This window comes from Mycolicibacterium obuense (assembly GCF_055397605.1).
This window is the reverse complement of record NZ_AP043663.1, coordinates 229,817-243,794: the sequence shown is the minus strand read 5'-3', so window position 1 is coordinate 243,794 and position 13,978 is coordinate 229,817. Positions and strand designations below refer to the sequence as shown.

At 69.2% G+C, this 13,978-nt stretch carries 11 protein-coding genes; 3 read left to right on the top strand and 8 right to left on the bottom strand.

Annotated features, from left to right (window positions below; all coding sequences use genetic code 11):
• Positions 1-1,455, top strand: coding sequence for an AMP-binding protein (locus tag ACZ50N_RS01205; protein WP_464474403.1), 1,455 nt, complete (start codon positions 1-3; stop codon positions 1,453-1,455).
• Here the strand turns inward: ACZ50N_RS01205 and ACZ50N_RS01200 are convergent.
• The 6 genes from ACZ50N_RS01200 to ACZ50N_RS01175 form a co-directional block, all read right to left on the bottom strand.
• On the bottom strand, positions 1,430-2,602 hold the full coding sequence (locus ACZ50N_RS01200) for an acyltransferase family protein (protein WP_073683469.1): 1,173 nt from the start codon (positions 2,600-2,602) through the stop codon (positions 1,430-1,432). The genes ACZ50N_RS01205 and ACZ50N_RS01200 overlap by 26 nt on opposite strands.
• A gap of 150 nt (positions 2,603-2,752) precedes the next feature.
• Complete coding sequence (locus ACZ50N_RS01195; protein ID WP_464474402.1) at positions 2,753-3,943, bottom strand: cytochrome P450; 1,191 nt, start codon at positions 3,941-3,943, stop codon at positions 2,753-2,755.
• 4 nt (positions 3,944-3,947) lie between these two features.
• Entirely contained in the window at positions 3,948-5,504 is a 1,557-nt protein-coding gene (mhpA, locus tag ACZ50N_RS01190; protein ID WP_464474401.1) for a bifunctional 3-(3-hydroxy-phenyl)propionate/3-hydroxycinnamic acid hydroxylase MhpA, read from the bottom strand.
• Positions 5,501-7,387: an acyl-CoA synthetase gene (locus ACZ50N_RS01185; protein WP_464474400.1), complete on the bottom strand. Its 1,887-nt coding sequence runs from the start codon at positions 7,385-7,387 to the stop codon at positions 5,501-5,503. The genes mhpA and ACZ50N_RS01185 overlap by 4 nt, the downstream gene beginning before the upstream one ends.
• Positions 7,384-8,322, bottom strand: a complete 939-nt coding sequence (locus tag ACZ50N_RS01180) for a fumarylacetoacetate hydrolase family protein (RefSeq protein ID WP_464474399.1) — start codon at positions 8,320-8,322, stop codon at positions 7,384-7,386. Before ACZ50N_RS01180 ends, ACZ50N_RS01185 begins: the two co-directional genes overlap by 4 nt.
• On the bottom strand, positions 8,319-9,461 hold the full coding sequence (locus tag ACZ50N_RS01175) for a VOC family protein (protein ID WP_464474398.1): 1,143 nt from the start codon (positions 9,459-9,461) through the stop codon (positions 8,319-8,321). The genes ACZ50N_RS01180 and ACZ50N_RS01175 overlap by 4 nt, the downstream gene beginning before the upstream one ends.
• A 239-nt stretch (positions 9,462-9,700) precedes the next feature.
• On the opposite strand from ACZ50N_RS01175, the gene pgfA reads away from it, so the two are divergent.
• Positions 9,701-10,906: a cell envelope lipid trafficking protein PgfA gene (pgfA, locus tag ACZ50N_RS01170; protein ID WP_046366128.1), complete on the top strand. Its 1,206-nt coding sequence runs from the start codon at positions 9,701-9,703 to the stop codon at positions 10,904-10,906.
• Positions 10,903-12,594 (top strand): MmpA family trehalose lipid delivery protein, encoded by a 1,692-nt coding sequence (locus ACZ50N_RS01165; RefSeq protein ID WP_464475743.1) that lies wholly within the window; start codon positions 10,903-10,905, stop codon positions 12,592-12,594. Before pgfA ends, ACZ50N_RS01165 begins: the two co-directional genes overlap by 4 nt.
• Here the strand turns inward: ACZ50N_RS01165 and ACZ50N_RS01160 are convergent.
• Together ACZ50N_RS01160 and ACZ50N_RS01155 are read right to left on the bottom strand one after the other, a co-directional pair.
• Positions 12,589-12,978, bottom strand: a complete 390-nt coding sequence (locus ACZ50N_RS01160; protein ID WP_464474397.1) for a TIGR03618 family F420-dependent PPOX class oxidoreductase — start codon at positions 12,976-12,978, stop codon at positions 12,589-12,591. The genes ACZ50N_RS01165 and ACZ50N_RS01160 overlap by 6 nt on opposite strands.
• Positions 12,975-13,952, bottom strand: a complete 978-nt coding sequence (locus ACZ50N_RS01155; RefSeq protein WP_464474396.1) for a pirin family protein — start codon at positions 13,950-13,952, stop codon at positions 12,975-12,977. Before ACZ50N_RS01155 ends, ACZ50N_RS01160 begins: the two co-directional genes overlap by 4 nt.
• Positions 13,953-13,978 lie beyond the last annotated feature (26 nt).

Here is a 13,978-nt window from a genome sequence, read left to right as displayed (position 1 = left end):
ATGAGCTCTGCCGTCCCCCCGATCAGTACCCAGGTCTCGGCGCTCGCCGCCCAGGAACCGGATGCGCCCGCCGTGACATGCGCCGGGGTCACCATCTCCCGGGCCGACCTCGACGCGGCCACCAACCGGCTGGCGCGCGGTCTGGCATCGATGGGTGTCGGCATCGGCGACTACGTGACGATCGTGCTGCCGAACTCGCTGGATTGGGTCTATGCGGTGCTGGCCTGCTGGAAGCTGGGCGCGGTACCTCAACCGCTGTCGGCTCGGCTACCCGACGCCGAGCTGGCTGCGCTGCTGCAACTGCGCCGCCCGGCCGTGCTGATCGGCCGACCCGACCCGACCGGCGTCACGATCGACACGACGATCGATGTTGCGCAGGGCTTTTCGGATGCACCTCTGCCGGAGGCGGTGTCACCGGTGTGGAAGTCGATGGCCTCGGGCGGCAGCACCGGACGACCCAAGCTGATCGAGTCCGGCGGCGACAGCCGCATTCCCGCGGCGATCGGCACCCCGCTGGGGGCCGAGCCCGGCGATGTCTCGCTGATCTCGGTGCCGCTCAGCCACAACACCGGGTTCACGACCTTCGCGGTGGGCCTCCTGCAGGGACACCACCTGGTCGTCATGCCGCGGTTCGAGCCCGGGGAATTCCTGCGACTGGTCACCGAGCACCGGGTGACCTTCCTGACCACGGTGCCGACCATCATGCAGCGTCTGCTACCGGTGTACCGGGAGAACCCCGATGCCTACGACCTGTCGTCGATCCGCCGGTTCTGGCATCTCGCGGCGCCGTGCCCGCCGGCGGTCAAGCGCGCGTGGATCGATCTGTTGGGGCCGCAGGCGGTCTGGGAGCTGTACGGGGGCACCGAGTTACAGGCGCTGACGTTCATCGACGGTGAGCAGTGGTTGCAGCATCCGGGCTCGGTCGGGGTGGTGGTCGCCGGGGCGATGCGGGTGCTCGACGACGACGGCAACGACTGCCCGCCCGGGGTGCCCGGCGAGATCTACCTGCGCCGCAACCCGGGTTCGGCGCCCACCTACCGGTATGTGGGTAGCACCGCCAAGAGTCGCGACGGCTGGGAGTCGCTGGGCGATCTGGGCTACTTCGACACCGACGGTTTCCTCTACCTCACCGACCGTCGCGTCGACATGTTCACCGTCGGCGGCCGCAATGTCTACCCGGCGGAGATCGAGTCGGCGTTGGCCGAGCATCCCGGCGTGCTGTCCAGCCTCGCGGTCGGCGTCCCGGACGAGGATCTGGGTCAGGTGCCCTACGTTCTGGTGCAGGCGCCGGGGCTGAACGCCGACGAGGTCACGGCGTTTCTCACCGAGCGGCTCGCGCCCTACAAGATGCCGCGCACCATCGAGTTCGTGGATCGGCCGCTGCGCGACGATGCGGGCAAGGCACGCAGGTCGGCGGTGCGAGACGAGGTCATCTCGCGACGGCAGGCTCGGTGACGTCGTCGACCGCGCTGTCCAGCGGCGTGGGGTCGTTGCGCCGCTCCCAGCGTCGCAACGCATTGCGGCACGGTGATTCGACCAGGGCGTAGCTGACGGCGGCGATCGCGAACCCGAAGCCCACGGTCAGCAGCAGCACCGGCAGGAAGTGTCCGTTGAACGCGAACTCACCCAGCATCGGGAACACCATCGCCAGCGCAGCCAGGTGCCACACGAACAAGCCGTAGGACCAGCGGCCCAACGTGACCATGACCGGATGCCCCAGCAGCCGGTGTGGGGTGTCGGGACGATCGAGCACCAGCGGCGCCAGCAGCGCGCCCGCGACGATCGCGCCCATCGCCGTTTTCATCGTCACCTGACCGATCGTTCCGAACTGCAGACCCTCCCTGCCGGCCAGCGGCGAGGCCGCCACCAGGAACGCGGCCACCGCGATGCCGCCCGTCAGCACCCGGTGTCGCGCCACGCGGTGCGCCAGGCCCACCGGCGAGACGGTCAGCTCGGCGAGCACCATCCCCGCGGCGAACCAGGAGAAGAACGCCGGCGGCCAGTTCCACAGGTTGTGTCCGGAGTCGGGATCGAACGGGATGCGCACCCAGAACAGGCTCGCGACGGCGGCGGCGACGATGACCGGGATGCGGGCGCGCACCGGGACCCGGCGCACCAGAAGAGCCAGGAACGGCAGCGCGATGTAGAACGCGACCTCCACCGACAGGCTCCACATCTGGGTCAGACCGGCTGTCAGCGTCAGCGGCACGTAGATCTGGGTCAGCGTCAGATTGGACAGCCACACCGTGGCATCGGCCTTGGCGTCCGGCAGCAGGGTGAGGATCACCACGACGGCGACGAGGTAGCCCGGCATGATCCGGACGAAGCGGGATCGCAGGTAGTGGGCGGTGGCCGGGCGTTTTCGCAGCCCGCGGGCGGCGGCAGCGTGGCCGCGCCACAGCAGGAAGCCCGACAGCGCGAAGAACACGGCGACCGCCAGGTCGAAACGGCCGAGCAGCCGGCCCGTGACGCCGGTCGTGTGCCCGGTCTGGAACGCCACGTGGGTGACGACGACGCCGATGGCCGCGCAGGCGCGCAGACCTTCGACGGCGGGCAGGAAGCTGCGCCTGCCGCCGACTTCTGCCGACTGCGGGGACGTCACGGCGACCAGTCTGCCGGACCCGACGGTGGCGCCGGCATCGGACGTGGCAGCAGTCAGGATGCACCTCTGCTGGGTGTTGTGCGCGAGATTGCGTTCAGGGTCGCGCGGACAACCCTGAACGCAATCTCGGCTGCAGCATCCGACAGCGGGTCAGGCGGGGACGAGCCGCACCGGCAGGTGCTCGTGGCGGTGGATGATGTTGTTGACCGCCCAGGTGGGTTCGCCGACGAGTTCGATGCGCTCCACACGGTCGATCAGCGCCTGCAGCATCGCAGTGGTCTCCAGCCGGGCGAGTCCCTGACCGGCACAGGCATGCGCGCCGTTGCCGAACCCGACGTGGCGGCCGGCGTCGTTGCGGATGTCGAACGCATCGGGGGTATCCCATTCGCGTTCGTCACGGTTGGCCGAGGCGTACAGCACCAGCACGCGAGCGCCTCCCGGGACCCTGACGCCACTGATGTCTCTCTCGCTCAATGCTTTTCTCGTGAATGCCCGCAGCGGCGATTCGAAGCGCACCACCTCGTTGACCGCATTGGCCAACCGCTGCGGTTCTTCTCTGAGCAGCTGCCACTGCTCGGGATGGGTGGCAAACAGGTGCAGCGCGCTGGAGATCGCGCTGACCGTGGTGTCGAGCGACGGCGCGATGTAGTCGATGAGCAGCGGCGGCACCTCGTCGGCGCTCAGCGTGCCTTCGTCGACAGCGGCCAGCAGTTCGTGGGCCATGCTGCCGGGCAGCACGTTGCGTTCCCGCACCACTCGACGAGCGAAGCGCAGCATCTGCAGGCTACGCGGCAGCGCTTTGAGCGCCTGGACATTGGCCGGGCCGAGGATGTCGAACGTCGCTGCACCCCAGTCGAGTAGATGCGCACGCTCCTCACGGGGCCATCCCACCAGATCGGGTACGACGGCCAGCGGGAGCGCGGTGGCCAGATCGTCGACGCCGTCCACGGTGCCCCGCCGCACCGCGTCGTCGACGAGGGCTCGGGCCTGAGCCTCGACGTCGTCACCGAGCGCGCGCAGCGCCCTCGGCAACAACCGGTGGGCAACGAGCTTGCGGCGCCGGTCGTGCTCGGCGCCGTCGCTGTTGAGCGTCGTGCCGCGGGAGAGCCGATTGGTCAGCGGATTGGCCGCGACGCCGTGACCGGACAGGTAGGCGCCGTCGTCGCGTAACGTGGCCTTGCATTCGGCGTAGCGGGGCAGGGCGTAGAGACGCTGGCGCGGCAGCCAGACCACCGGCCCCAGCTCGCGCAGGGCGCGATAGTGCGGGTAGGGGTCGAGAATGGCGGCGCGCGTGTAGATGTCGGGTCGATAGACCGGCACCGCCGAGCGGCGACGGAACACGTTGTCAGTCCTCTCCGTGGTGGGCGTGGGCTGGGAGGAACAGTGGGAGCGCCCGGCACGCCGTGTCCAGGTCACGGCTCGCGGTCATCACGGTGCGGTCGGGACGGACCACCGCCGCCGTGACGTGGTGGCCGGCGAACCACCGGGCGAGCTCCGATCCCGGCTCCGCGTACACCGTGCGCGCGCCCCGGGCCGCTGCCATCTCCCGTTGCGCCGGAGTCGGCGCCACGGTGGAGAGCAGCCCGAAGCCGGAGCCGAGTTCGTCATCGAGGCGTACCCCGTTGTCCAGCAACGCGTTCGGACAGAGATGACCCGCAATGCCACGGGTGCGGAGGGTGCGCTGCACCAGCGCCGACGAGTGCAACGCCGGGGTCTGTGAATCGGTGACCTTCGATCGAAGGCCGGGTATCAGCGGCAGTCGCGGCAGCACAAGGGCCCGCACGGCGGCACCGACGCGACCGCCGGCGGTCATGGCGCGCCCGACGTTGAGGGCCAATCCGATCATCTGGTGCGCGTGTGGGCGGCGCTCGGCTTCGTAGCTGTCGAGGACCGTGGGTGGCAGGTCACCGCGCTGTACGCCGGCGATCTTCCATGCCAGGTTCATCGCGTCGCGCAGCCCGGCGCCCATCCCCTGACCGATGAACGGTGGGGTCAGATGGGCGGCATCACCGAGGAGGAAGACGTTGCCGCGCCGCCATCTATTGGCGAGCTGGGCGCGGAATGTGTACTCCGCGACACGGATGACCTGCAGCTCGGTGTCGGGGACGCCGCGGGTCCACGGCGCGATCAATGGGCGTACCGCGGCCAGGGTCGCGTAGTCGTCCACCGATTCGTGGTCGAGAAGCCGGAACTCCCAGCGATATCGGGTGGCGCCGATCCTCATGTACGTGCCGGCGCGATCGCTGTCGCAGACCTGGTGCACTCCCTCCCACTGGTGCAGGTCTGCCTCGGTCGCGATGTCGATCACCAGCCAGCGCTGTTCGAACTTCAGATTCCGCATCTGAGTACCGAGTGCCGCGCGAACCAGACTGTTGGCTCCGTCGCAGCCGAGCACGAAGTCGGCGGTGATCACCGACTCCGCACCGGACATCCGGTCGCGGACCCGCAGACGCGCCGGACGTGCATCGACAGCCACCTCGAGCACCTCCGTGTCGCCCCGGAAGCACGCACGCGGATGACGCGCCAGATTCGCCCTGAGCACCTCTTCGAGCTCAGGTTGATCGAACATGCTGGCGGCGGGAAAACCGTTGCTGGTCAATGCCGTATCTCGACGGAACTCGGCCATCACCGCCATGGTGCGGTCGACCAGCCGCAGCCCGTGGGCCGGGCGGGAGATACCGGCGAACTCCTCGGCCACCCCGAGCCGGGCCAGGATGCGGTAGACCTCGTCGTCGAGGTGGACCGCACGCGGCTGCGGATACACCTGTGCCCATCGGTCCAGCACGAGGGTGTCGACACCGTACTGGGCGAGCAGGGTGGCGGCGGTGATCCCGGTGGGGCCGCCGCCGACGACGACCACGGCGACGTGCTCGGGGGTCGTGCCGTCCTTCGTGCCCGTCATTGCTCGTCGATCTCGTAGTTCACCGAGAACGACTTCACCAGCCGTTCCACCGCGGTGCGGTCGGCGGTCGGATCGAGAGTGATCGAGACGGTGGGAGCCCCGGCGGCGACGCGGCCGGTGACTCGCATCACCCCGGCCTGTCCGGCGAGCGCCTCCGTGAGTGCATGCTCGGCAGCTGCGGCACGTAGCGGCACCTTGTAGGGCTTGCCGACATCGGTCATGGGTATCGCGTCGATGATGGTGACACTTTTGGGTTTTGCGGCGCCTTCGCTGATCGTCCCGGCGGCGAACGAGACCAACTCATCCGCGGTGACGGCAGCGCCCGGCCGTACGGTCACGAACCCGACGGGAAGCTCACCGGAGTGAGTATCGGGGCGCGCCACCGCGGCGGCGGCGGTGACGTCCGGATGAGCCAGCAATGCGTCTTCGATCACGGCGGGATCGATGTTGTGGCCGCCACGGATGATGAGGTCTTTGGCTCGCCCCGCGAGGTGGACGAAACCGTCGTTGTCGACGTACCCGAGGTCACCGGTGTCGAGCCAGCCGTCGCGCAACGCACCGCGCCCGTCGAGCACGTAACCGTTCTCGCCGCGCGCGGTGACGTACCCCGGGAAGACCGTCGGCCCGCTGATGGCCAGGGTGCCGATCTGGCCCGCCGGCAGGTCCGTCCAGGTGCCGTCCTCACTGACCGCGACGGCCTTCACCTGCTGGTAGGGCATCCGTTGGCCCACCGATCCGGGTCGGGGGTGATCGGCGAAGCTGCGCGCGCTGGCGCAGGTGGCTTCGGTGAGGCCGTAGCCCTCGACCAAGGCGACGCCGGTGGCATCGAGGAAATCCTGACGCACGGTGTCGGGCAGCGCCGAGGCGCCCGAGACCGCGGAGGTCAGCGTCGAGATGTCGGCGTCGACCGGGATCTGGGACAACACGGCATAGACGGTCGGTACGGCGCTCATCGCCGCCAACCGGTGATGCTCCACGATCCGCCAAAAATTCTGGTACAGGCCCACATCGCGATATCCCTGCGGGCCGGCCCACACCACGGGTTGACCTCGCAGCAACGGCGCCAGCAGGGTGACGATCAGCGCGTTGACATGAAACAGCGGCAGCCCCGCGAAAACCACGGCATCGTCGGGAAGGTCGGCGCTGACGGCCACCATCCACGCGTCGGCGACTTCGTTGCCGTTGGTGTGTGCCGCCAATTTCGGCATGCCGGTGGTTCCGCCGGTGTGAAACAACGCGGCGAGGTCGCCCGGCTCGGCGAGTCCGTCCGACAGCGGTGTGCTGTCCTGGGTTTCGACCAGCGTGGACAAATAATGCACCTGGGCGCCCGCCACCTCCGGCGGTGGCGCAGGCGTGTGGTCGGCGAGCGTGGGGCGCACCAGGACCACGGTGTCGATCAGGCCCGCGTGGGACAGCGCCGCCGCGCGTTCGACACCAGCCGGATCGAGTTCCGGGGCAGCGGTGATCAACACGCGCGCACCAGAGAGTCTGGCCAGCTCGAGGATGTGGTCGGCCGACAACGAGCCGTTGATCGGTACGGCGATGCCGGCGGTCTGCGCGGCGAGCGTCGCGGTGATCAGCTCGTCGCAGTTGGGGCTGATCAGCAACACCGCATCACGTCGCCCAACACCGAAGCTGCGCAACGCTTTTGCCGCCTTCGTGACGTCGGCGGCGAGCTCCCCGAACGTTCGGCTCGCGAATCTCCGATAGTCGGTCCCGTCCGGAAGGACGATGACCGCGGTTCGGTCGGACCACAACCGCGCCGCGCGCAGGACGACGTCATAGGTGGACGCGGGGAGCCCGCGACTCTCCAGCGGCGTCTCCTCGACCGCAGGCAGATCACTCGGCGATTGCGCTGCGGGCCAGAGCGATTCAACGGTCATGCGTGCCGTACCGTCAGTCGTTGGGCGCCCAGGTCGATCTGTCCGTCGTCCGTGCCCACCGACGCCACGACGACGTCACCGTGCTGGAGGTACTTCGGATTCTTGGCCTGCCGGGAGAAGAACGCCTTCCACTTCACCGCAGGCGGTAGCAGGTTGCCGATCATCTCGATCGGCTTGGGCGGCGCCGTCAACGCAGTACCGGCCGGGGTACCGGTGAGCACCAGGTCACCGGCGGACAGATCCTGGAACCGCGTCAGGGACTGCAACGCCTGCAAGGGCCGATACAGCATGTCGCCCTCGACGAGGGAGTTCTGGCGTTCCTCGCCACCCACGGACAACCGCAACCGCAGATCACCGAAACGGGCGAGCTCGGCGGCATCGAGAAGTACCAGCGCCGGCCCGACGGGCGTGAACGTCGGGTACGACTTCGCCTCGTAGAACTGGGTTTGCGGTAGCTGGATGTCACGAGCGGACACGTCGTTGGTGATCGTCAGACCCGCGATGATGCCGGGCAGATCGTTCTCCGTCACCGTTGATCCGGCCGGGACGTCGCGACCGATGACCACACCGATTTCGACCTCGTAATCCAGCAGCCCGACGTGCGCGGGGCGCACGATCTCGCCGAACGGGCCGGTGATCGACGCCGACGACTTGCGAAAGAACGTCAGCGGCACCGTCTTCGGGTCCATGCCGGAATCGCGGACGTGAGACTCGAAGTTCGTCATCTGCGCGATCACCCGACACGGCGCCGTCACCGGGGACAGCAGCGCGAGGTCGTCGACAGGCACGGTGTCGCCACCAGCGGCAGCCGCGTCGATAGCGGCTCGGTCCGCCAACAGTTCGGCCGTGGTGGTCGCCGACGTGGCGATACGGGCGGCGCCGGCGGGGGTCTGGACCCACCAACCCTCGGAGGTACGCAGGACGGAAGTGCTCATGAGATCGCTACTTTCAGCAGGCCGACGAGACGGTTGAGATCGAATTCGTTGTCACCGCGCAGCGCGGTGACCATGGACGTCAATTGATGGCGGGCGGCGCGGGGGCTGGCGTCGAGGAAGTCCTTCGTCGCGGGCGGTCCCCACTGCGCCAACCCCGACGCGGTGAACGGGGCCCACCCGGGTTCGAGCGTGTTGTCGAACATGTCACCGTCGGCGTAGTGCTCGACCAGGAATCCATCCGGGTCGCGCCAGTAGTCGAACAACTGGCTGCCCTGGATGTGACGGCCGATGCCCCAGGACCGGAAGTATCCGCGCTCGCGCAGGTACTCCCCGCCCGCGGACAGTGCGTCCAGGTCGCTGACCTCGTACGCCGAATGCACGTACTGGTTGGCCGGCCCCAGCGCCAAGGCGAGAGTGTGGTGATCGGCAGGGGTGGCGCCGCGGTCGCACCGGATGAAACTCATCGCCGGACCACGTGCTCGTTGACCCGGGAAGAACAGGAAGTCGCTGACGATCATCCCGAAGGTGTCGAGATACCAGTTCAACGTCTTCAGATAGGTCGTGGACTGCAGCACCACATGGCCCAGTCGCTGTACGCGGGTCGGCACCCGCGGCGGACGCACGGTCGCGTTGATCCGGGGGCGGGCGGGTCCGTTGTTGAGGATCTGTGGCGGTTGAGCGGGCTGCTCGGGCAGCTCGAGCGTTCCCGCGACCACCTTGACTGCCATCCCACTCGGGTCGGTCAGCGCCACGGCCACTCCGCCGATCGTGTCCGGCAGCCGATGCACCGGGGCGCCCGTCTTGTCGGCCAGCCGCAGCACGTCGACCTCGTCGGCCGCCCGCAACGCCAGCCCCGCGAAACGAGTGCGCTGCCCCCGCCGCACGATCACACACGGCGAGCCGGCTGTGGTGCCGCGTAGGTGCAGCTCCTGCGGATCGCGCAGAGCGATGCCGAACCCGAACGCCCGCGCGAACGCCTCCGCGCGCACCAGGTCGGGCTTGTCGAACTCCAGCCACGCGATGTCGGCGACCCGGATGACCGGATTCCGCGAACGGCCAGAATGCTCGCCGCGCAGGGCGCCCTTCTCACTGTGCAAGTCACTGTGCACGTCCTTGTGGACGTCGGTGGTCACCGCCATGGTGCTGCCCTCCTCCACGAGTAGTTGATGAAATCGTCACATACGCGCACATCCTCAGTCAAGCGTTTCTGACGAAATCATCAGAAATGAGATCATTGGCTGCCGAGCCCCCTGGATCGGGCAGCGCGAAGGCTCGCGTCGAGGTGCGCCTGCGCCCGATCTCCTCGTCGCCGAGGCGGCCTTAACTTGTGCTGTTAGGGTTCGATCGGGTTTTGCCGCGCGCGAAGGGAGACACGGTATTGAACCGCGCAGTTGCGCTGAGGTTTGCCGCGTGCGGACTCATGGGCCTGGGCGCCGCGCTGCTCATCGCAGCGCTGCTCCTCACCACCTACACCAAGGGCAAGATCTCCAAGATCCCCCTGGACATCGACACCACGCTGGTCAGCGACGGCACCGGTGACGTCTTCGATCCGGCCTCGCTGAGCACCCAGAAGTTCGTCATCAACAAAGACACCCCGCTGGTGATGCAGCAGCAGATCAGCGTGGAATCGCCCGCCAACGCCGACGTCGTCACCCTCCAGGTCGGCGACTCGCTCCGCCGCTCGGACCAGCAGGGCGACCGCGGTCTGCTCCTGGCGATGATCGACACCGTGACACTCGACCGTGCGACAGCCGAGGCGGTCTCCAGCGAGTCCAACCCCGGCGGCGCCGTGCAGAAACCGCGCTCCATCGAGGACGAGAACCCGCCCACCAACATCGCGCTGCCGCACGAGGGCCTGGCCTACCGCTTCCCGTTCGACACGGAGAAGAAGACCTACCCCTACTTCGACCCGATCGCGCAGAAGGCCTACGACGCCAACTACGCCGGCGAAGAGGACGTCAACGGGCTGACCACCTACAAGTTCACGCAGAACGTCGGCTTCGACAACGACGGCAAGCTCGTCGAGCCCGTCAAGTACGCCTCGCTGTACGACGACGACGCCGACAGCCAGGTCACCGCCCGCGCCGCCCTGTGGGGGCTCGAGGGCGACCCCGAGGAACTGATCACGATGACCCGGTACTACGCCGCCCAGCGCACGTTCTGGGTCGACCCGGTGTCCGGCACCATCGTCAAGGAAAGCGACCGGGGCTACCACTACTACGCGCGCGAGGCCCTCAAGCCGGAGGTGACCTTCGCCGACTACACGGTGACCACCAACGACGAATCGGTGGAGAGCCAGGTCGCCGCCGCCTCCGACGAGCGCGACCGGGTGGCGCTGTGGGGCCGCATCCTGCCGATCACGTTCACCGCACTGGGCATCGTCGCCCTGCTCGGCGGCGCACTGCTCGGTTCGTTCAGCCTGCGCGCCGAGTCGACGCTGATCGACCCGGGCCTCGATGACACCAGCAGCCGTTTCTACGGCGGCCGCGGTGACGAGGGTGAGCCGGTGCCCGGCGCGGAGGCCAAGACCGAGAAACTGCCCGCGCAGCGGCCCACCGATCTGCCGCCGGACCGACCGGTCTGATCTCCCGCGTCCGTTCGCTGGCAGCCCCGGTCTATGCGCTGGTGCTCACGCTGGCGGTCACCGCACCGCTGCTCGGGCCGGGCTATCTGCTGCTGCGCGACGCGGTGTCGACGCCGCGCTCCTATCTCACCGATGCCGCGCTCGGCCTGACGCAGGCCGCGCCGCGTGCCCTGCCGCAGGACGTCGCGGTCGCGGTCGCCTCGTCCGTGGTGGACGGCGGCGTGCTGGTCAAGGGAGTGCTGATCCTCGGCCTCTGGCTGGCCGGCTGGGGCGCCGCGCACCTCGTGACGTCAGTGCTTCCCGAGGCCGGACTGCCCGGCCAGTGCGTGGCGGCCACCGTCGCGCTGTGGAACCCGTATGTCGCCGAACGACTTCTGCAGGGGCACTGGAGCCTGCTGGTCGGCTACGGCGCGCTCCCGTGGGTGGCGGCGGCCGTGCTCTCGCTGCGGTCAGCGGGGTCGGGTGTGGGGGCGTTGGCCTTCTGGCTCGCGGTGGCCGGGCTGACACCGACGGGCCTGATGATGGCGGCCGCGATCGCGCTGGCCTGTGTCGCCGCCCCCGGCGCGGGCCGGCCCCGGTGGTTCTGCGCCGCGCTGACCCTGGCCGGGTCGACGACGGCGGCGCTGCCATGGCTGGTCGCATCGGCGCTCGGGTGGTCTCCCGGCGTCGATCAGGCCCCCGCCGTCGCCGCGTTCGCCGCGCGCGCGGAGCCCGGCCTGGGCACGCTGGGGAGCCTCGCCGGCCTGGCCGGCATCTGGAACGCCGACGCCGCGCCGGCGACGCGCACCACCCTGTTCGCCGTCGTCGCGACGGCAGTGCTGCTGGCGGTCGTCGCGGCGGGGCTGCCGGTCCTGTTCCGGCGCCAGGCCGCCAGGCCGCTGCTGGTGGTCGCCCTGGCCGCCGCGCTGATACCCGCGCTGATGGCGACGGGACCCGGTCTGACGGCCGTCGAGGCGCTGCTGGACGCGGCGCCCGGGCTGGGAGTGATCCGGGACGGGCAGAAGTGGGTGGCGCTGGCAATGCCGGCCTATGCGCTGGCCGGCGCAGCCGCCACGATCACGCTGCGCCCACGGGTGCCGGCGCTCGCCACCGCCGCGGTGTGCTGCGCGGCGATCATCGCCACCCTGCCCGATCTGGCGTGGGGCGTCGGCGGGCGGGTGCATCCGGTGCAGTACCCGCCGGCGTGGCGGGAGGCCGCCGCGATCATCAACGCCGACCCGGCCCCGGTGGCCGTGCTCCCCGTCGACAGCATGCGTCGATTCCCCTGGGCCGGAACAGCTCCGGTGTTGGATCCGCTGCCACGATGGCTGCGCGCCGAGGTGCTGACCACGGGCGACCTGTCGATCGGTGGCCGTGTGGTGCCGGGCGAGGGCGCCCAGGCCCGGGACGTTCAGGCGCTGCTGCTGGCCGGGGCGGACCAGGCCAGACTTGCTGACGCCGGGGTGGGCTGGGTGGTCGGGGAGGGCGCCGAGGGCGCAGGGGGCGCAGAGGGTGATGGCGCGACTCTCCGTCTGCCCGTGGCGTTCCGGTCCGACGAGCTGACGGTCTATCGGGTGGGCGGATCGTCGTCGGCGTCGTCGCACCGCGGTGTCGCGCTCGCCGCTCACGGCGTCTGGCTGGCGCAGCTGATCGGCGGCCTGATCGCGATGGCGATGCGCCGCAGGCGAACTCGACCGGCTGGCTCATGACGCTTCGTGCAGTGAGTCGATTCGGATCGTGAGGACGAGCCGCTCGTGAACCGCTCCACCGAGCGCGGCGAACGACGTGCCCAGGTATTTGTTCGCGAGGTGGTCGAAATGGGTCATGTCGTGGTCGTCGGTGGTCGCCACCACGGTGGCCCGGGCGGCGAAGTAGTGCCGGGGGTTGCGGGGGTCTGCGACAGCCAGGCTCACTCGCGGGTCCCGGCTGAGGTTGCGTGCCTTCAGTGTTGCCGCGGGAATGTTGATCAGCGCGTGGTCGCCGTCGGTGTCCACCCAGGTCATGGTGGTGTGCGGCGAGCCGTCACCCATGATGGTGGTGACGAAGACGTGTGTCTTCTGCCGTAGCAGATCGTGAAAATCGGCTGTTGTCATGACGACTGCCTCGTGGCCGGCGCGTGCCCGGCGGGGATGGTGCCGAATCTGCCCGCCTGGTAGTCCGCCTGCGCCTGATGCACCTCGGCGAGTGTGTTCATGACGAAGGGGCCGACATGGACCACCGGTTCTCGGATCGGCCGGCCGCCGAGCAGGAGCACCTCCAGGTTCGGCTCCGCGGCCGGCTGGCGGGTCGCGGCGGCCAGCGTGACGGCGTCTCCCGCGCCGAAGACCACGAGCTGACCCTGGTGGATGGGTTGCGCGGCGGGCCCGACGGTGCCGTTGCCCGCGAGAACGTATGCCAGGCAGTTGAAGTCGGGCTGCCAGGGGAGCGTCAGGCGCGCCCCTGGGCTGACCGTCGTGTGCACGTAGGTGATCGGCGTGTACGTCATGCCAGGACCCGTGTGGCCGCCGATGTCTCCGGCGATCACCCGCAGCAGCGCGCCACCATCGGCCGAGGACAGCAGCCGTGCCTGCTGGGCGCGGATGTCCTGGTACCGCGGACTGACGAACTTGCTGGCGCGCGGCAGATTGACCCACAGCTGCACGCCGTGGAACAGCCCACCGGAGACGACGAGATGCTCGGGAGGCTGCTCGATGTGCAGGATTCCACTACCGGCGGTCATCCACTGGGTGTCGCCGTCGGTGATCGTGCCGCCGCCGCCATGAGAGTCGGTGTGCTCGAATGTCCCGTCGATGATGTAGGTGACGGTCTCGAACCCGCGGTGGGGATGCCATGGAGTGCCCTTGGGTTCACCTGCGCCCCAATCGATGGCCCCGATCTCGTCCATGTGGATGAACGGATCCAAGGTCGTCGGCGACACCCAGGCGAAAGCGCGCCGCACCGGGAACCCGTCGCCCTCGAATGCGGTCGGCGCGGCGGTCACGGATTCCACCGGACGTTGCGCGGCAACGACCGGATCGGGGACGGGAACCCGGGGCAAAGTGAGCGTGTCGGCAGTGATGGCGGGCATGGCGTGGCCTCCTTGTCGATCGACGG